Annotated in this window: 18 protein-coding genes; 9 read left to right on the top strand and 9 right to left on the bottom strand. The window is 33.8% G+C overall.

The genetic code is table 11. The features are described 5' to 3' along the window. Window positions 1-3: 3 nt before the first annotated feature. Together JAZ75_RS04330 and JAZ75_RS04325 are read right to left on the bottom strand one after the other, a co-directional pair. On the bottom strand, window positions 4-915 hold the full coding sequence (locus JAZ75_RS04330; protein WP_168127884.1) for a lysylphosphatidylglycerol synthase transmembrane domain-containing protein: 912 nt from the start codon (window positions 913-915) through the stop codon (window positions 4-6). 82 nt (window positions 916-997) lie between these two features. After that, window positions 998-1,330 carry a hypothetical protein gene (locus JAZ75_RS04325; protein WP_084825409.1) on the bottom strand — a complete coding sequence of 111 codons (333 nt, stop codon included), beginning with the start codon at window positions 1,328-1,330 and terminating at the stop codon, window positions 998-1,000. 56 nt (window positions 1,331-1,386) lie between these two features. Here JAZ75_RS04325 and JAZ75_RS04320 point away from each other — a divergent pair, with 56 nt between their 5' ends. From JAZ75_RS04320 to JAZ75_RS04310, 3 genes are all read left to right on the top strand, one after another. Further along, window positions 1,387-1,938, top strand: a complete 552-nt coding sequence (locus tag JAZ75_RS04320; RefSeq protein WP_132771524.1) for a lipocalin family protein — start codon at window positions 1,387-1,389, stop codon at window positions 1,936-1,938. A 206-nt stretch (window positions 1,939-2,144) separates the two neighbouring features. Further along, window positions 2,145-2,522: a hypothetical protein gene (locus JAZ75_RS04315; protein WP_208700398.1), complete on the top strand. Its 378-nt coding sequence runs from the start codon at window positions 2,145-2,147 to the stop codon at window positions 2,520-2,522. A 163-nt stretch (window positions 2,523-2,685) separates the two neighbouring features. Beyond that, complete coding sequence (locus JAZ75_RS04310) at window positions 2,686-3,612, top strand: hypothetical protein (protein WP_132771522.1); 927 nt, start codon at window positions 2,686-2,688, stop codon at window positions 3,610-3,612. A 130-nt stretch (window positions 3,613-3,742) separates the two neighbouring features. On the opposite strand, the gene JAZ75_RS04305 is transcribed toward JAZ75_RS04310, so the two are convergent. The 5 genes from JAZ75_RS04305 to JAZ75_RS04285 form a co-directional block, all read right to left on the bottom strand. Then, complete coding sequence (locus JAZ75_RS04305) at window positions 3,743-7,486, bottom strand: sensor histidine kinase (RefSeq protein ID WP_232789354.1); 3,744 nt, start codon at window positions 7,484-7,486, stop codon at window positions 3,743-3,745. Between the two features lie 93 nt (window positions 7,487-7,579). Then, a complete protein-coding gene (locus tag JAZ75_RS04300) occupies window positions 7,580-8,353 on the bottom strand; it encodes a succinate dehydrogenase/fumarate reductase iron-sulfur subunit (RefSeq protein ID WP_021191913.1) in 774 nt (257 codons plus the stop codon). 51 nt (window positions 8,354-8,404) lie between these two features. Beyond that, window positions 8,405-10,339 (bottom strand): fumarate reductase/succinate dehydrogenase flavoprotein subunit, encoded by a 1,935-nt coding sequence (locus JAZ75_RS04295; protein ID WP_132771521.1) that lies wholly within the window; start codon window positions 10,337-10,339, stop codon window positions 8,405-8,407. 53 nt (window positions 10,340-10,392) lie between these two features. Next, window positions 10,393-11,163: a succinate dehydrogenase cytochrome b subunit gene (locus JAZ75_RS04290; RefSeq protein ID WP_021191914.1), complete on the bottom strand. Its 771-nt coding sequence runs from the start codon at window positions 11,161-11,163 to the stop codon at window positions 10,393-10,395. A 161-nt stretch (window positions 11,164-11,324) separates the two neighbouring features. Then, window positions 11,325-11,918 carry a porin family protein gene (locus tag JAZ75_RS04285; protein WP_208700396.1) on the bottom strand — a complete coding sequence of 198 codons (594 nt, stop codon included), beginning with the start codon at window positions 11,916-11,918 and terminating at the stop codon, window positions 11,325-11,327. Window positions 11,919-12,001: 83 nt separating this feature from the next. Here JAZ75_RS04285 and JAZ75_RS04280 point away from each other — a divergent pair, with 83 nt between their 5' ends. The 6 genes from JAZ75_RS04280 (at window position 12,002) to pruA (ending at window position 16,203) form a co-directional block, all read left to right on the top strand. Beyond that, window positions 12,002-12,217 (top strand): hypothetical protein, encoded by a 216-nt coding sequence (locus JAZ75_RS04280; RefSeq protein ID WP_183916254.1) that lies wholly within the window; start codon window positions 12,002-12,004, stop codon window positions 12,215-12,217. Continuing rightward, complete coding sequence (locus tag JAZ75_RS04275; protein WP_208700394.1) at window positions 12,217-12,555, top strand: tRNA-binding protein; 339 nt, start codon at window positions 12,217-12,219, stop codon at window positions 12,553-12,555. The genes JAZ75_RS04280 and JAZ75_RS04275 overlap by 1 nt, the downstream gene beginning before the upstream one ends. A gap of 1 nt (window position 12,556) precedes the next feature. Then, window positions 12,557-13,024 carry a nucleoside deaminase gene (locus JAZ75_RS04270; protein WP_132771517.1) on the top strand — a complete coding sequence of 156 codons (468 nt, stop codon included), beginning with the start codon at window positions 12,557-12,559 and terminating at the stop codon, window positions 13,022-13,024. Window positions 13,025-13,124: 100 nt separating this feature from the next. Next, window positions 13,125-13,733, top strand: a complete 609-nt coding sequence (locus JAZ75_RS04265; RefSeq protein ID WP_021191919.1) for a superoxide dismutase — start codon at window positions 13,125-13,127, stop codon at window positions 13,731-13,733. Window positions 13,734-13,809: 76 nt separating this feature from the next. After that, window positions 13,810-14,469, top strand: coding sequence for a peptide-methionine (S)-S-oxide reductase MsrA (gene msrA / locus JAZ75_RS04260; RefSeq protein WP_232789353.1), 660 nt, complete (start codon window positions 13,810-13,812; stop codon window positions 14,467-14,469). Window positions 14,470-14,565: 96 nt separating this feature from the next. Further along, window positions 14,566-16,203 carry an L-glutamate gamma-semialdehyde dehydrogenase gene (pruA, locus tag JAZ75_RS04255; protein ID WP_208700392.1) on the top strand — a complete coding sequence of 546 codons (1,638 nt, stop codon included), beginning with the start codon at window positions 14,566-14,568 and terminating at the stop codon, window positions 16,201-16,203. A 76-nt stretch (window positions 16,204-16,279) separates the two neighbouring features. Here the strand turns inward: pruA and JAZ75_RS04250 are convergent, their stop codons facing one another. After that, the gene (locus JAZ75_RS04250; protein ID WP_208700389.1) at window positions 16,280-17,464 is read right to left on the bottom strand and encodes a metallophosphoesterase family protein; all 1,185 of its coding nucleotides are present in this window, start codon (window positions 17,462-17,464) and stop codon (window positions 16,280-16,282) included. Between the two features lie 6 nt (window positions 17,465-17,470). Beyond that, on the bottom strand, window positions 17,471-18,244 hold the full coding sequence (locus JAZ75_RS04245) for an endonuclease/exonuclease/phosphatase family protein (protein ID WP_208700387.1): 774 nt from the start codon (window positions 18,242-18,244) through the stop codon (window positions 17,471-17,473). Window positions 18,245-18,306: the final 62 nt, after the last annotated feature.

Below are 18,306 nucleotides of genomic sequence, written 5' to 3'. Positions count from 1 at the left end.
TATTTAATCTTCCGTCTGAGATTCTTCTATTTCTTTAACAGATGGTAATTTTTCGGTCCCTAAAGCAGAGGGATGAAATATGTAGTACGAACCAGTAAAGGCCATGAATGCCGATATAATATAAAATAGTAGACTAATCAAGACAGCTAAATGTGAATCAAGGTGAAAAAAATTAGCTCCCCACATATAAACTAGCTCTCGCATACCCAATCCTCCAACGGAAAATGGAATTATTGCCACTAATGAAGAAGCGAGAAAGAGAAAGAGATAAGGAGAAAATTTTCCATCAAAGCCTAGGGCGTATAATATCATAATAGCAGCAATTACTTGCATTGACTGTACACCTATTGCTTTTAGATGTGTTTTGATGAAATTTGCCTTAAAATCATTGAAAAATTTGCCTACCAAAAAATAATAAAGCGTTGTACCCAAGATAAATCCTAAAATTGTTAAGTAATTAGGAATTCCAAGTTGAGGCATAAAAATGATTAATGCCGCAATTATTAAACATAGCGCCCACAGACCACTTAATCGGTCAAAGAATAATGCTCCAAGTAACTTTCGACCTTTAATACTATACTTTTTTCGAAGAAAATATATTTTATATCCATCACCTCCAACACCTCCAGGTAAGAAAAGATTATAAAACAAGCCAAGCTGATAAAGTTTAAAATTATATCTCTCAGAAACATGAAGTCCGATTGCAGTTAAGAAGCTAAGTAAGCGAGAGGATGATATTAGAATTGAGATGGCATATGCTAAAAATGCGAATAAAAGGAACAGCGGATTTGATTTTAATAGAGCATCTTTTAGATCTTGGATAGAAACCTTACTAAATACCCAATAAAGAGCAGCAACAGTAACAACTACTTTCAGTATATTCTTAACAATTTTCCAAATTAGTTTTTTATTCATTAGATATTTAAGTCTATGTTTTGACTTTATTCATTAATTCTCAAAGATATTAATTTGATTAATGATATTGTATTTATTTGGATTATGCAATTAGGGGATATATACGGGAGTATAATAGAATTAAGTAGATCAATAGGAAAATCGTGCATAATGAGAATTGCCAATTAATATCGACTCTTAAATATTTGTTTTTTAACATGACAATCAGTAAAACTACAAAAATGATAAAGAGCAATGCAGGAGCAACTACTGCCATTTCATTTGGAAATGCAACGTGTTTAGCATCTAAATTAGACTGGGTTCCCTTATTCGATAATATAGGAACAGAAGCTAGTGCTAAAAGTAAAACGAAAAGACGCAATAGTGATTTTGCTACAATCTTACTAATGGTATGATTTTTGGATGTCTCAATCATGATTTGTTGTTATATTTACAGCAAAAATACAATAAGTAACTATAAAATTAATGAATATGAATCGAGTTCTTTTATCTATCACAACTCTCATGTTGAGTTTGTTTCTTTTTTCGGCTTGTAGTATGCAACCAAAAGGAACAGCATCTAGTTCTTCATCTACTGCGATGTCTACAGGGCCTAGTGCCTCTGACTGGAAAGGAGCTGTAAAAGGAACTTGGGTTTTAAACACTATTGATCGCGAGAATTTACCCGCATCTTATACCATTAAAAGTGTATTTGAAGAAGCACCTGCTGAATGCTTTATAGGAAGTACTTGGACATTGCCAGGTAATGGTAAAGGAAACATCTCATTTTCAGCAGACGGTAAATTATGTGCCCCTGGTGCTTCCAGAGATATTATATGGTCTATATTCAATCCAGGAAAGAATAACGGACAACCACAGTTTCAGTTTAAAAAGATTTATGCTGGCGATAAAGCTAAAAATGTTATTACAGGCTACCGTTTAGATTTATCATACTCAGACGCTAGTAAATTAGTTATGCGTATGCCGGTAACCATTACAAATGGCGAAGCATATTTAGTGTTCACTTTTTCAAGAGTAAATTAAGGTATTCTTTTTGAAGATAGATAAAGCTATAGGAAACTATAGCTTTACTTGTTTAGAATTTTTTATTTAACAAATTTTCTAATTTTAGAAACAGTACTTTGATCGAAAAAAATATTGTACAAAAAATTATAAGGGAGGTGGTTCATATCGCTCTTGGTCTAGAAAATAGAATATATATCAAGGACTTATCTGCTCATTTATATTGGATGGAAAAATCTCAATTTAATTTTGGGGAGGAATATGTCGCCAAAGATATTACCATACGTGATTTGATAAGAATGAGCTTTGCCGAATTGGGGATAGAAATAGAATTCTGTGGAAGAGGAGAATTAGAGAAGGGTGTAATTATTGATATTGAGGAGGAACGATTAGACCTGTTGAAGATAGACAAAGAATATATAAAATTTGGACAAACTGTCGTTAAAATTGAAGATCGATCCTCTGTTTCAATTGATTTGAATGGAACAATAGAAAAACATTTAGTACAGCAATATATTGGTCATTTCGAAACGGAGATTTATTTTGATAACTTTATTAAGGAATTGATTATGAGTAATTTAATGGTTTTGAAAAAACAGTCCTAATTAAGCTTTGAGACGCTTTGAGCTTGAATTGTTCAAAAGCAGTCCTTAAGACTTAAGATATTATTCTTTTAATATTGTTAAAATTTAAATTTGGAATAATATTTGTTGTAGACATGTATCTACTATGACTTAATAAGTCAAATATAAATGGAATTCAAGGGTAATGGAAACTGAATTAGTAAAAGGTAATAAGCAGGAAGAGATTAAGAAAAATACATCAAAAGTTTATTTTTTTATAATAGCAATCGCGGCGCTTATTGTCACAAATGTTTATTTTTATGTTAAATTTAAGTCTTCAGGAGAGAAGGTCTATGCACTAACGGTTGAAAAAGAGAACCTTGAAGTGGAGATCGATCGTATTGAAGCAGAGCTCGATAAAATGAAAATTGAAAATATTCAATTATCTCCTCCTTTAATCGAGAAAGAACAAAATGCAAGAAAAAAAATCATAGACTTACGAACTAAATTAGCGCAGAAACAATTGTCACAGAGTGATATTGATCATGCACAGTCGACAATTACTTCGTTGAAAAGTGAAGTTGCATATTTTAGTTTGGATGTTAATAGACTTATTCAGGAAAATAAAATTCTAGCGGAGAAGAATAGCTTATTACAAAAAGAAGTCTCAGCTTCCTCCACTAAGATTAGTAATTTGGAAAGCTCAAATACAAATTTAGCTTCAAAGGTAAATGTCGCTGCAGCTATCAAAGTTTCTAATATTGCGGTTTATGGACTACAGGAAAAAAGAAACGATAAAGTTGAAGTAGAGGAAAGGGCAAAGAGAGTTGATAAATTAAGTATAAATTTTAATATTGCAGATAATACCCTTGCAAAAGTGGGGAAAAAAGATATTTTTGTACGTATTATTGATCCTCAAGGTAATCTTATTATCAATCAGGATGACAATACTTTTTATGCACATAGTGAAAAACTCCAATATACTTTTAAAAGCACAATAGACTTTACCAATCATGGTGAAGAATATTCATTATATTGGAAAGACGATAAAAAGTTCACTAAGGGAGCTTATACTGTTCTTTTGTATGCCGACAATGCTATCATGGGAAGATCAACTGTTGTATTAAAATAGTACTATATACGTTGTTTATTACGAGTCATACGATAAAGAAATAAGGAGTTCAATTTGAACTCCTTATTTCTTTACCTCGCATTTTGTATATTAGTAATCTAAATTCCGCCCAATCATGACGAATATTTTGCTATGAACCTTTGTATTTCGGTACAGTAATTTGAAATGTCGTTCCCTGATCCTCTATAGAATCGAATTTTACAGTTCCACCCATGGCTTCAATTGTTTTCTTAACAAAAACTAACCCAAGTCCCGTTCCGGAGCTTTTAGTCGTAAAGTTAATTTCAAAGATTTTTGCCCGCATTTCTTGTGGAATACCTAGACCGTTATCCTTTATTTTAATAATGTATGTCTCATGTTCTCCATTTGAAATGCTGATATCGATTTTTATTTTCCTTTTTCCAAAACCTGCTTCAATAGCATTTTTCAGTAAGTTATTAAACGTTCTTAATAATTGATCCCGGTCAGCTTCCACAAATATAGAAGCCTGATTTGTTTGATTCATTAATTGAATCTGAGCATGCGGATTTTGACTATATACAGCAATTGATTTATTAATTTTTTCCACCAAATTGACCTTTTCATATTTAGTATCTGGCAATTTTGCAAAGGCTGAGAATTCTTTAGCTATATGGGTTAAACTATTAATTTGTTCAATAAAAGATGCGGTGATACGTTTAAAACGTTCCTCAAATTTTGCATCGTTATCATGATAAGATTTTGTCAATTGTTGGATCCCAAGTTTCATTGGTGTCAGTGGATTTTTGATCTCATGAGCAACTTGCTGTGCCATTTCTCGCCAAGTAGACTCCCTTTCATTATCCTTTATTTTATTTGCATAATCCTCAAGTTTTAATATCATTAAATTGTATTCTTTAATAAGCCCCCCAATCTCATCATTGCGTTGCCAAAATAAAGGTTCATTTTGTTGTCCAAGATTTGTTTGGGCTATTTTTTTACTGATCAAATTTAATGGTTCTGTGATTTTATTGGCAACAAAAGCCGCGTAAAAACCAAATCCAATGATTATTAGAGAATAGATATTAATTAATGTGTTTAAAAGTAGATTTTTATTTAAGTTATCATCTTTCTGTGCATTAAAATTCGGTATACCCAGATACGCTATAGTAGCATAGTTTTCATCTCTAATAGTTGCATAACTGGATTCGTACCTAAAATCACCAACGACCTCCTCTTCAATAGTCTCTGATTTTTTAAGAAGGGAGAGTTTTCTAAATGCACTCGGGTTAATAAACGTTGATAAAATATTTAAATCATAAATCTTGGGTTGTGAACTGAATAATAGACGACCTGATTTTGAATAGAGTGAAAAATCTTTTGAAAGCGATTCTGATAATAATTTCAGATAATAGATCAATCTTTCTTCTTTTTCTTCAGCAGTAGACGCTGTACTAACTATACTTTCAAGTCTTTTACTAATATCTGTTACAGTCTTTTCTCTTTCCAAAGTATTATTATACGAAAGTTGCATACTTATACTTACGAAAGATATAATTCCAGAGATCAAAATTGCCAGCACGATGGAAGATATAAACAATGTTTGTATTCTGGAACTGTATTGTATACTATTTACTAAAAAAAGGAAATGGTACTTTATGCTTCTGATTTTGAATGATTTATTCTTTAAAATTTTAAAGCCATATCTAACACTGGAAGAGATAGAAAAAAAGATAAAAATAACCAGAAATAAAAATGATGCGGTAGCTAAATATTCCCATGGTGTCTCTTTTGGATAACTAACTAAAAAAGTAGTATAATTATTAGGCCTATACATGATATGAAAATAATCATCCCTACTATCCAAATTGATATATTCTCCCAATTTCTTCGGATAACCATTGTCATGACTTGGGTAGTTATATTTTCCATATTGGGTCACTAAATTCCCATCTTTAAACAATGCGATGGAACTATTATTAAATGACTGTGCCTCCATTTTATTTAATCTGGAATCAACTAGTATGTCCGGATAAGGCAGGCTGTAATTAAATGATCTATTCTTTAGATTAAGGTATAGAGAGACAGTGTTTTGTTTATCAATTTGAATATTGATAATAGAAAAATACTCATGAGTTCCCAGTTCGCTGTTTAATCTGTAGAAATTATTACTAATCTTTAACGAGTTTTTAATAACTTTTTCTCTGTACTCATCTACTTTATTGTTTTTGTAAGGAGCAAGTTCCTTATTGTTATTGTAGTAAAATCCCAAAAATTCATATCTAGAAAGATACCCACTAAGATATTTTTTTTCAATGTATTCACTTATGGTTTGTGTACTGGTGTTTGGTAAACTTATTTTAAATAAATGTTTGAGTTGCTCGTCATTTAAAATATCTTTTTCAATTTCAGTATATAATGAAATAGCATTAATGTCATCTTCTGCTTCCAAATTGCTGATAAAAAGCTTCATGTTCTCCAGTTTTTTCATTTTGAAGAAATGTCCATGATAAATGGAAAAGATTGTAGATAAAAGAATGATAACGATGATATGTGTAGCTAGTCTGAACTTCTTTTTTAGAAACGAATTGAATGATCTTATTAATATTATAAGTGCAAGTAGGATATTAACGAGCCCATTATTTTCACTTAATGAAGTCCCGATTAAAATAAATAAGATGAGACAACTCAAGTGTATATTAATTAATACCGTATCTGATATCTGTAATTTTTTTATATTAGAAATAACCAGATCGATATATAATATTAATGTGACGAGACTTACGCACATAATAAAAAGGTCGATCCATGTAAATATATTTAGCTCAACAAGTTTTGTGAAGTCTACCACAGTTGTAGTGGAGTGTGTAATGAGTGTGCCTAAAGTTCTGTAAAGAATAGTAAAGAAGAAATAGACACTTAGGATGGAAAGAACTGCAAAGATTATTTTCGAGCCTTTCTTTTTCAGATACTTCTCAATTGAAAATGAGTCTTTGATATTATATAGAAATAATATGAAAAGAAATATGAAAAAGACTGTAATAAGTAGTCCCCAGATATTTGGAAAAAGGTAGTTATAGGCATAATTTTTAGGATTGAATATGCCCAAATTAGCATGGATATTCAACCAATTAGAATTAAGGTCTAGATAACGTAAAACAATTAATGCTGTAAGATAGAGTAAAATTCCAAGTATTATTTTTTCCTTATTTACGAGTAGTTTCGCGAGATTATGTATTAAAGTGATAAAACATGTTGCAGCGAGTATCCAGCAGAGTGTTTGTAGGATACTAAAAATATTTTGTACCTGACCAGATTTTAGTTTAATAGAAAATAAGTAAGTTTTGTCTTTGCTATAAATATTTTTAATGTTTACATTATCATCATAATCAGCAATTTCGATGTTTGTACTCTTTGTTATTAAAGGCGAAAATGCTTTAGTGAAATATTCGTTATTAATGTTGAAATACTTTTTAACCATTACATAGGCTAATACTGTCGTATTTCCGATCTCCTTCTTTTTAACAACAAATGAGCGATCATTAGTCGCGATATAGTTGACCGGATTTTTGAGTCCAGCATCAGTTAGGGGTACAAATAGGTTTGTACTCCAGAGTAGAAGTTCATGGTTTTTAAAAATAAAAAGTGCGATTCCCTCATCTTTATTATACTTTTCAAGTATATGATATGACTGCTCAGGATATTTTTCTGCATTTTTGAATGTTTTTAAAATAATTGGATCCGCAAATAATTCATCAATTACTTCTTCTTTTTCATGAATTTTAGATTCTAGATTGGCGGTTTCAAAATTTAAGATATCTTTACTAGTAATAGACTTTTGTAAAGTAATAGCAGTAACGATAAAGCTTAGCGTCAGCAGTATAAGTAAAATTCTTATTTTGGAGGATATCGGCACTATATTATCTATTTATTGAGATTGAATATATAAATATATAAAAAAAGTCCTTACAAAAAGATTGTAAGGACTTATCTATAAAGTGATGTTCTTTTATCCGTGGATATCCTCTTCTCTGAAAAGCTTAGCACCTAGGTACTCGCGATTCATTCGAGCGATATTAGTCAATTTGATACCTTTAGGACACTCCGCTTCGCAAGCGCCAGTATTAGTACAGTTACCAAATCCTTCTGCATCCATTTGATCAACCATCGCCTGAGCACGCTCATAACGTTCTGTTTGACCTTGAGGTAATAACGCGAATTGAGATATTTTAGCAGAAACAAAAAGCATTGCTGAAGCATTTTTACAAGCTGCAACACAAGCCCCACAACCGATACATGTCGCAGACTCGAAAGCCTCATCCGCAATACGTTTTGGAATCAAAATGTTATTTGCATCTTGTGCGCCACCCGTATTTACGTTTGTATAACCACCCGCTTGTTGGATACGGTCAAATGATGTACGATCTACCGCTAAATCTTTTAAAACTGGAAAAGCAGCTGCTCTCCAAGGCTCAATAACAATTGTTTGTCCATCGTGGAATGAACGCATGTGTAATTGACAAGTAGTGATACCATATTTTGGTCCGTGTGGACGTCCGTTGATCACTAATGAACACATTCCGCAAATACCTTCGCGACAGTCATGATCAAAGTAAATAGGATCCTCTCCTTTGCGAGTCAATTCATCATTTACGATATCAAGCATTTCTAAGAATGACATATCATCGGCGATATCATTTGCTTGTACAGTTACGAATTGACCTTTAGATTTATCGTTTTTTTGACGCCAAACTTTTAGCGTTAAATTCATATGTGCACTCATAATAATAATATTGAGTCATCAATTGACTACTAATAAAGTAGTCAATTGATATTATTTATAACTTCTTTGTGTTAATTTAACGTTTTCGAAAACTAACTCTTCTTTATGAAGAACTTCTGGTTGATTTTCACCTTTGAATTCCCAAGCAGATACGTAAGTAAACTCTTCGTCAATACGTAAAGCTTCACCTTCTTCAGTTTGAGATTCTAAGCGGAAGTGACCACCACAAGATTCTCTGCGGTTCAATGCATCATCAACCATTAATTCGCCCAATTCGATGAAATCAGCAACACGGCCAGCTTTTTCAAGAGACATGTTTAACTCTTCATTTTCGCCTAATACCTTGGCATTTGACCAGAATTCTTTTTTCAAGTTTTGGATCAATCCTTTAGCTTTAGTTAATCCTTCAGCTGTACGGGCCATACCACAGTATTCCCACATGATCAAACCTAATTCTTTATGAAGATCATCAACAGTTTTAGTACCATTCAAGGCTAATAGCGCATTGATTCTAGTTTCAACCTCTTTACGAGTTTCTTCGAAAGCAGGATGATTTTTATCAATAGGGGCAAAAGAGCCTAAGTTTGCTAAGTAATCTCCAACAGTATAAGGAATAACAAAGTAACCATCCGATAATCCTTGCATTAAAGCAGAAGCTCCTAAACGGTTAGCTCCGTGATCAGAGAAATTACATTCTCCTAACGCATATAATCCAGGGACAGTTGTCATTAAGTTATAATCAACCCATACACCACCCATAGTGTAGTGAACAGCAGGGTAGATACGCATAGGTTGTTTGTACGGGTTTTCGTCTGTAATCTGGTAGTACATGTCGAATAAGTTACCATATTTTTCACGTACAGTATCTTCTCCCAAACGACCGATTGCTTCCGCAAAGTCTAAGAATACAGCAACACCTGTTTTACCAACACCACGTCCCTCATCCACTGCTTCTTTAGCATTACGAGAAGCCACATCACGAGGTACCAAGTTACCAAAAGATGGGTACTTACGCTCTAGGAAATAATCTCTATCTTCCTCTTTGATATCAACAGCTTTTAGTTCTCCTTTTTGAAGTTTTTGTGCCAATTCAACTGTTCTCGGAACCCATACACGACCATCATTACGCAATGATTCTGACATCAAAGTTAATTTTGATTGGTGATCACCGGTAACAGGAATACAAGTTGGGTGAATTTGAGTATAACAAGGATTTGCAAATAAAGCACCACGTTTGTGAGCTCTCCAAGCAGCAGTTACATTACATCCCATTGCATTAGTCGAAAGGAAGAAAACGTTACCGTATCCACCAGTACACAATAATACAGCATGACCTTCATGTGATTCGATTTTACCTGTAACTAGGTCACGAGTAATGATACCACGAGCTTGTCCATCAATTTTAACAAGGTCAAGCATTTCATGACGAGTGTATGATTTTACTTTACCTTTATGAATTTGACGGTTTAAAGCCGAATATGCGCCTAATAATAATTGTTGTCCTGTTTGACCACGTGCGTAGAATGTACGTGATACTTGGGCACCACCGAATGAGCGGTTATCTAATAAACCACCATATTCACGAGCAAAAGGAACACCTTGAGCCACACATTGATCGATGATGTTAGTCGATACTTCTGCTAAACGATAAACGTTTGCCTCACGAGCACGGTAATCACCACCTTTAATAGTATCATAAAATAAGCGGAAAACAGAGTCACCGTCATTTTGATAATCTTTTGCAGCATTAATACCACCTTGTGCCGCGATTGAGTGCGCACGACGAGGTGAATCTTGATAACAGAAAGTCTTTACATTGTAACCTAACTCTGCTAAAGAAGCAGCTGCAGAAGCTCCCGCCAATCCTGTCCCAACAACGATAATTGTAAATTTACGTTTGTTAGCAGGGTTAACCAGCTTCATTTCAAATTTATGTTTTGACCATTTTTGGGCCAATGGCCCCGCAGGTACTTTTGAATCTAACATATCTTATATTTTATTTATTAGATCGTGCCTTATAGCACCATCCTAAAATATTGTTAACGGAAATAGAAATATAATGGCATCGCTGCGAAAAGAATTGGAATAACTACTCCAAATACCCATACTCCAATAAATTGAACCAATCCAATGTATCTTTTGTGATTGAATCCAACTGTTTGGAAAGCAGATTGAAAACCGTGAATCAAGTGGAATGCTAAAGCAGCCATTGCAATTACGTATAATGCTACTAGAGCAACGTTTTTAAATGCAAAGTCTACCTGCTTATACAAGTCACGTGCTTTTACGATTTCAACGCCATTTTCAACAACGACTGAGTAATCATGAAAATCTGACGCTTGGATCTCTTGATGAGTCGTTACACCATTCGACAGATCGGTACGATATTCGATATAAGGTGTTTGATCATTATGGTATTTCCACCAAAAGTTTGACATGTGCGTCGCCAAGAATACTAAGATAACAGTACCTAAAATACCCATATTACGTGAGTTCCATTTGCTGTTTGCGCTTCCATCATAAGATGCATATCCAATAGGACGAGCAGCCTTATTTTTTAATGAAATCACGATTGCATAGATCACGTGAATAATCACCGAAGCATACAATAAATAAGACACAACCTTGATAGGTGTAAAATGCGTCATGAAATAGGCGTACTTGTTGAACGCTAAACCCGCGTCATCTTTAAATAACTGCAAGTTTCCAATCAAGTGAACAATTAGGAACGTACATAAGAAAAGTCCCGTTAAGCTCATGATTAGCTTCTTCCCGATTGAAGAACTTAAAACTGGCTTTGATTTACTCATTATTCTTTGTAATTTAATTTAATTAGGCAAATCTACTATTTGATATTAAATATGATACAATTTTGACAAGAAAAAGAAGTAATTTAGAACTATTCTAAACCGTTATTGAAAAAGGCTCGCTATTTTTGATAACGAGCCTTTTATGATTTGATTGAAAAGTACTATAAACTAAATAAACGATAGCCTAATCCTATACTCCACATATTAATTTTTGGATTTGCTTGGCTACTGTTGTTGATTTTGCTTAGACCCATTTCATAACGTAGATCAACACGAAGACTTGAAACATCAGCACCCACACCAAATGTCCAAGATGTACCATTTTTTTTGTAGCTATTTGGATCTAATTCAGGGATCTTCATATCTTGTTTATCATCTACTTTAAAAGAAAATATTGGTCCAGTTTGGATTCTTGCTCCAATTGGTCCTAAACCAAATCGCTTACCCAAGAGAACAGGGATATCAACAGAAGTGAACTTTACATCTGTTGTCTGTCCGTTTTCAGCTTTAATCGTAGTATTTTTGCCTGTAATGTAAATCTCCGGTTGCACATGGAAACCCAATACACCAACACGCCCATACAAACCTGCTTGATATCCTGCTTTGTTGTCTGAATTGAAATACTTACCATCACTTTTAAATTTAGAAAAGTTTAAGGCACCCTTTAAACCAATTTCTACTCCTGGTAACAATTGTGCATTTGCAGTAGCAACACTACCACAAATTAATAGTAATGCAGGTAAAATTTTCTTCATAACTTTTATTTTCTATATAAATTGTATCTTTAACTAAACTATGAACAAGTTTCAAAAATAACAGCAAATTTTATACCTAAAAAATGATGGGACTTAAAATAACAACATTTGATTGGATTACAGCAAAAGAAAAAATAAAAAGAAAATATAATCATCTAACTGATGAAGATTTAGTTTTCGAAGAAAATCAAGAAGAAAAATTGATTAACCATTTGATGGCAAAATTACACCGCGATCGAGAATATGTTTTATTTACACTGGCCAAGTCATTAAGCAGTATCGAAAGTAATCGTTTGTAATGGAAGAAATATCTTGGAATGATTTTGAAAAAGTTGATATGCGTGTGGGTACAATACTAAATGTTGCCGATTTTCCAAAAGCAAGAAAACCAGCTTATCAATTAACGATTGATTTTGGTGATGAATTGGGAATAAAACAAAGTAGTGCTCAGATCACGGTGTATTATAGTAAAGAAGAATTATTAGGTAAGCAAATTGTTGCTATTGTTAATTTCCCCAAGAAGCAAATCGCAAATTTTTTCTCGGAATGTTTAGTTACCGGTTTTGCTGATGACAACGGGGATATCATTTTAACAACTGTAGAAAAAAAAGTGCCTAATGGTGCAAAATTAATGTAAAATGCGGTATATCGATTTTGAAGGAACATCTGTAGACAATGCTGACGATTTTTTTATGCAGCAAGCATTGAAGGAAGCAAAATTAGCATTAGCCGCAGGGGAGGTGCCCATAGGGGCGGTAATTGTGCATAAAGGTAATATTATCGGTAGGGGGCACAATCTGACACAGCGTCTAAATGATGTAACAGCCCATGCCGAGATGCAAGCCTTTACGGCTGCTGCAAATCATTTGGGAGGTAAATATTTGGTCGACTGCACACTTTATGTGACTGTAGAACCATGCGTAATGTGTGCAGGTGCAGCTTATTGGACACATATCAGCCGAATTGTATATGGAGCTCAAGATGAAAAAAGAGGATATTCTCAATTTCATGATAAAATTTTACATCCCAAAACAATTGTAGAGCATGGTAAGTTGGGGGAAGAATGTGCTGAACTTGTTAAATCATTTTTTCGTCAAAAACGTTAAAAGCTTAGTGATTATTTAATCGCAAAACGAAACATAAAGGTATATTAAACGTTATATTTGCATAGAAACAATCTTTAAATAAACATAAAAAATAATAATTATGGCATTTGTATTAGAAGCGCTACCATACGCGTCAGACGCATTAGAACCACATATTGATAAAGCTACTATGGAAATCCACCATGATAGACATCATCAAGCATATGTAGATAATTTAAATAAGGCAATTGCTGGAACAGAAGCTGAGAACTTATCTTTAGAAGATATCGTTAAAAATATCAGTAAATATCCTGCAGCAGTACGTAATAATGGTGGTGGTCACTATAACCACAAATTATTTTGGACAGTATTAGGTCCAAATGCTGGTGGTGAGCCAACTGGTGAATTGGCAACGGCAATCAATGAAACATTTGGTTCTTTTGCAGAATTGAAAACACAATTGCAAAATGCAGGAGCTACACGTTTTGGTTCTGGCTGGTCTTGGTTAATTGTGAATGCAGAAGGTAAATTACAAGTAACATCGACACCTAATCAAGATAATCCATTGATGGATGTGGCTGAAGTTAAAGGTACACCTATTTTAGGTATTGATGTTTGGGAACATGCATATTACTTAAAATTTCAAAATAAACGTCCTGCATATTTAGAAGAGATCTTCAATGTCATCAACTGGGATGCAGTAGCAAAAAATTATGCTGCCGCTAAATAGTTTTTAATTTTAGTAGCGAAACAAAAGCGGTAGAATGATAACATTTTACCGCTTTTTTAATTTAAGGGTTATAGAGATGGTTCATAAATATATCGCTATGCTTGTACTTTTGGCAACAAGTAATGCATTGTTATCCTGTCAATCTAATATTGCTAAAAAAGAACCGCAATCATTTGAACAGTTGCCAGATCATCAGAATGGTCTGGTAGATACTGCAACATTTGCAGCAGGTTGTTTTTGGTGTGTTGAAGCTCAATTTAAAACACTTGATGGTGTACAGCAAGTTATTTCAGGCTATGCTGGAGGAGAAACGAAGGATCCATCATATAGCCAAGTCAGTACAGGGAATACAGGACATGCTGAAGTGATCAATGTTTTGTATGACCCCAAGAAAATAACATTCGATACCTTGTTAGAAGCTTTTTTTATCGCACATGATCCTACACAATTGAATAGGCAAGGTAATGATATTGGTACGCAATACCGCTCTGCAATTTTTGTTCATGATCAAGAACAATTAGAAAAAGTTAATTTTTATCTAAAAAAAATGAAAGAAGAACGGTTGTATGACCGTCCTATCGTGACAGAAATTAATCCATTTACTACTTTCTATAAAGCTGAAGATTATCATCAAAATTACTATGCGAATAATAAGGAAGATCGATATTGTCAATACGTGATTAAACCAAAATTGGAAAAGTTTAAACATATTTTTACCAGTACTGTTAAAGACTAATCCAATAATTGGAACACGGATTAAAATCTTGTAAATTTATGTTGAATTCTATGAATTCATTGAAATTCAGCTTTTTGAAAATATAAAATTATTACTATGATAAAAGGATTTTTTAATGTACCGACACCTACAAATGAGCCAGTGTACTCATATGCTGTTGGAACAAAAGAACGCAAATTATTAAAAGCGGCGATTGATGAAGCTCGTGCTAAGCAAGTTGACGTACCTATGTATATAGGCGGAAAGGAAGTCCGTACTGATAATAAAGTATCTATCAATCCTCCACACGATCACCAACATGTTTTGGGACAATATAGTCAAGGCACTAAAAGTCATGTCACTGATGCCATTAATGCCGCCTTGGCTGCTAAAAGTAATTGGGAGAATTTGCCATGGGAAGACCGTGCAGCAATCTTCTTGAAAGCAGCAGAACTAGCATCGACCAAATATCGTTATAAGTTGAATGCTGCTACCATGTTAGCGCAGTCAAAAAACCCTTATCAGGCAGAAATTGATGCAGCTTGTGAGTTTACAGATTTCTTACGTTTCAACGTACAGTACATGACAGAAATCTATGCACAGCAACCACCAGTATCAGGAAAAGGTGTATGGAATCGTGTGGAGCAACGTCCTTTAGAAGGTTTTGTATTCGCTTTGACACCATTCAATTTTACAGCTATTGCTGGTAATTTACCATCATGTGTTGCTATGATGGGAAATGTTGTCGTATGGAAGCCATCTAATGCTCAGATATATTCTGCGCAAGTGTTAATGGAGATTTTTATTGAAGCAGGTTTGCCGGCAGGTGTTATTAACTTAGTATATGTATCTGGACCGCATGCAGGTGATGTAATTTTCAAACATCCTGATTTTGCTGGTATCCACTTCACAGGTTCTACAGGAGTTTTCCAAGATATTTGGAAAACAATCGGTGAGAATATCCATCTTTACAAGACATATCCAAGAATAGTTGGTGAAACTGGAGGTAAAGATTTTATTTTAGTTCATCCAACAGCAGATTTGCAAGTAACTAATACAGCATTAGTTCGCGGTGCATTTGAATATCAAGGACAAAAATGTTCAGCTGCTTCACGTGCTTATGTTCCAGCATCGATGTGGCCAGCATTGAAAGATGCAATGACTACAGATGTGAATTCATTCAAAATTGGTGGAACAGAAGATTTTACAAACTTCATCAATGCAGTTATTGATGAGAAATCATTTGATAAGATTTCAAAATATATTGATCGTGCAAAAGAATCTGCTGATGCTGAAGTTGTGATCGGTGGAACATACGATAAATCTAAAGGTTACTTCATTTCTCCAACCGTTATTGTGGCTAAAAAATCAGATTATGAAACAATGTCAGAAGAATTGTTCGGGCCAGTTTTGACAATTTTTGTTTATGAAGATGAGAAATGGGAAGAAACATTAGAAATCGTTGATAAAACCTCTATTTATGCTTTAACAGGTTCAGTTATCGCTAAAGATCGCTATGCAATCGCACAGGCAACACATGCATTGCGTAATGCAGCAGGTAATTTCTATGTTAATGATAAGTGTACAGGTGCCGTAGTAGGGCAACAGCCATTCGGTGGTGCACGTGGCTCTGGTACAAATGATAAAGCCGGATCAATGATCAACTTATTGCGTTGGGTATCTCCACGTACGATTAAAGAAACCTTTAATCCAGATACAAACTATAAATACCCTTTCTTAGAAGAAGGAGAATAATCAGAGTAATTATTAATTTTATAAAAAAGGCGTTTACATAGTAAACGCCTTTTTTATGTGCAATAATTAGTAATAATTATGCCTTTTTAAGATGACCTAATACATCGCCATTATCTTTGATCATTTTTATATCTAACGATTTCTTATCACCGTTCACATCTATTATTGTACGTTCTCCAACCTTTGGACCTCCACCGATGAAGATCGTATAATTATGATCTTTGTCAGGCGGATAATACCCATATTTGTGCGTATGTCCTGTAATCATCGCATCAATTTTATACTTCTGAAATAATGGATGAAAGCTTGAGCGGTTATGTAATGTTCCGTGCCAGTCATCAGAGTGAAAAATAGGAATGTGGCTGACAACAACGGTATGCTGAGAGGCCTTTCTTTCTTTCGATTGCAAAACTTTCTCTAACCAAATAGCCTGTTCTTTACGGTAATTGTCATAATCTACAGTTCCTCCATACACCTCATGTGTATCTGGTTTATCCTCCCCACTGTCTAATAGAATCCAGTAAATAGGGCCCAATTTGAAGGATTGATAAAATTTATTTTCAGGATAGCCAAACAACTTTTTGAAAAGACGAGAAAATGAACCCCTTGTTTCGTGATTACCGCGATTCATGATAAAAGGCCTGCTGGTTTCAAAAAATGAAAAGGGTTGAAGCAGTTTTTCTGTTATATCTTTTTGGTTTGTAACATAATGAAAAGAATCGCCATTTAGAATAGAAAAATCATATGCTTCTATATTATGACTTGGAACTAGATCCTTATACGTGTCTTTCGCTTCGTGTACATCATTATATATCAAACATCTAATTTTGTCCTGATCTTTTTCAGCTAATTTGGTAGAAAAAATGTTGGTTTTAATTTCCTCTCCGTAAACAATTTTATAAGCTTCAAATTTAAGAACTTCTTTAGCTACTATTCTATATTTAAAGACTCTAGGCGCTTCATGTATAGTAAATTTAAATAAGTCAGTATTAGCCTCTAACATACCATCTTCGCTTTGATATATCGTGTCAATTACCTGGTTGTTGTCGTCCAAGATCTCCAACCATGCAAATGCAGGTCTGCTTAAAATGGAAAAGATACTTATACTCTTATTGATTTGATTTTGCAAATATGCTGGTACGATAAAATCAAATTTTTCGTTGTCGCTAAGTTCTTTTTTTTCCTCAGCCAAACCGATGCTTGGTAATGTTATGCCCGCTAAGGTTAAGGCCTCTATAAATTTTCTTCTATTGATACTCATGAGCTATTATTGGGCATTAATTTCAACATATACAGGTCTATGATCACTTGCATAAGTTTCAGATAAAACGTGATGATTTTTAAATTTAAACTGACTTCCTTTATTTATCATGATAAAATCAATTTCACGATCAGGATTTACTTCAGGTATTGTAAATCCATTTTTGATTTGACTGCGTGTAAATATTTGCTCTAAATTACGGATTGGTTGTTCTGCAGGTGCTGCATTTAGATCACCGACTAGAATAACAAGGTTTTTATCATTCTTAAATTTGTCAATGATAAAAGCCGTTTGCGCAAGCCTATTTTCATTTTTCAAATCAAGGTGCGTATTAGCAAACTTGACTACTTTTCCTTTTATATTTATATGGATTATGCCTAAACTTCTCTTCTCACTTTCAATTGGTGATGGAAGTTCGAAACGTTCACTTTTAACAATAGGGTATTTCGAAAGGATCACAGTCCCATACTCACCCGCATCCAGATTAATTCCTTTAGAAAAGAAGTAGTGCAAACCTGTGAGTTGAGCTAATTTCTTTGCCTGATCAATATTTTGGGATCGATCTAAGTTAACATCAATTTCTTGTAGACCAACTAGATCTGCATTTGTTTTTTTGATAATGGATGCGATCGTATCTAGATTGATAACGTCGGCACTTTCACTAGGAGGGTTAGCATGATGGATATTGTATGTTAATATCTTTAATTGTTGTGCCGAAAGTAGAAGCGAGCTGCAACATAAAATCGAAAGAATAAAATAAGAAAGAATATACTTTTTCATTAGCATAGGTTTTAGTAAATAAATATAGCCATTCTTTTGGAATGGCTATATTAAAAATCTAT

Source organism: Sphingobacterium sp. UDSM-2020 (genome assembly GCF_016132525.1).
GTDB lineage: Bacteria > Bacteroidota > Bacteroidia > Sphingobacteriales > Sphingobacteriaceae > Sphingobacterium > Sphingobacterium anhuiense.
This window is presented reverse-complemented; position numbering and strand designations above follow the sequence as displayed.

Bases quoted from the DNA above. Each gene is read 5' to 3' on its own strand.
- JAZ75_RS04300 (WP_021191913.1), bottom strand. From the start codon at position 8,353: ATGAGTGCACATATGAATTTAACGCTAAAAGTTTGGCGTCAAAAAAAC.
- JAZ75_RS04245 (WP_208700387.1), bottom strand. From the start codon at position 18,244: ATGAAAAAGTATATTCTTTCTTATTTTATTCTTTCGATTTTATGTTGC.
- JAZ75_RS04250 (WP_208700389.1), bottom strand. From the start codon at position 17,464: ATGAGTATCAATAGAAGAAAATTTATAGAGGCCTTAACCTTAGCGGGC.
- JAZ75_RS04285 (WP_208700396.1), bottom strand. From the start codon at position 11,918: ATGAAGAAAATTTTACCTGCATTACTATTAATTTGTGGTAGTGTTGCT.
- JAZ75_RS04270 (WP_132771517.1), top strand. From the start codon at position 12,557: ATGCGGTATATCGATTTTGAAGGAACATCTGTAGACAATGCTGACGAT.
- JAZ75_RS04315 (WP_208700398.1), top strand. From the start codon at position 2,145: ATGGAAAAATCTCAATTTAATTTTGGGGAGGAATATGTCGCCAAAGAT.
- JAZ75_RS04330 (WP_168127884.1), bottom strand. From the start codon at position 915: ATGAATAAAAAACTAATTTGGAAAATTGTTAAGAATATACTGAAAGTA.
- JAZ75_RS04280 (WP_183916254.1), top strand. From the start codon at position 12,002: ATGATGGGACTTAAAATAACAACATTTGATTGGATTACAGCAAAAGAA.
- JAZ75_RS04290 (WP_021191914.1), bottom strand. From the start codon at position 11,163: ATGAGTAAATCAAAGCCAGTTTTAAGTTCTTCAATCGGGAAGAAGCTA.
- JAZ75_RS04295 (WP_132771521.1), bottom strand. From the start codon at position 10,339: ATGTTAGATTCAAAAGTACCTGCGGGGCCATTGGCCCAAAAATGGTCA.
- msrA (WP_232789353.1), top strand. From the start codon at position 13,810: ATGGTTCATAAATATATCGCTATGCTTGTACTTTTGGCAACAAGTAAT.
- pruA (WP_208700392.1), top strand. From the start codon at position 14,566: ATGATAAAAGGATTTTTTAATGTACCGACACCTACAAATGAGCCAGTG.
- JAZ75_RS04265 (WP_021191919.1), top strand. From the start codon at position 13,125: ATGGCATTTGTATTAGAAGCGCTACCATACGCGTCAGACGCATTAGAA.
- JAZ75_RS04320 (WP_132771524.1), top strand. From the start codon at position 1,387: ATGAATCGAGTTCTTTTATCTATCACAACTCTCATGTTGAGTTTGTTT.
- JAZ75_RS04310 (WP_132771522.1), top strand. From the start codon at position 2,686: ATGGAAACTGAATTAGTAAAAGGTAATAAGCAGGAAGAGATTAAGAAA.
- JAZ75_RS04275 (WP_208700394.1), top strand. From the start codon at position 12,217: ATGGAAGAAATATCTTGGAATGATTTTGAAAAAGTTGATATGCGTGTG.
- JAZ75_RS04325 (WP_084825409.1), bottom strand. From the start codon at position 1,330: ATGATTGAGACATCCAAAAATCATACCATTAGTAAGATTGTAGCAAAA.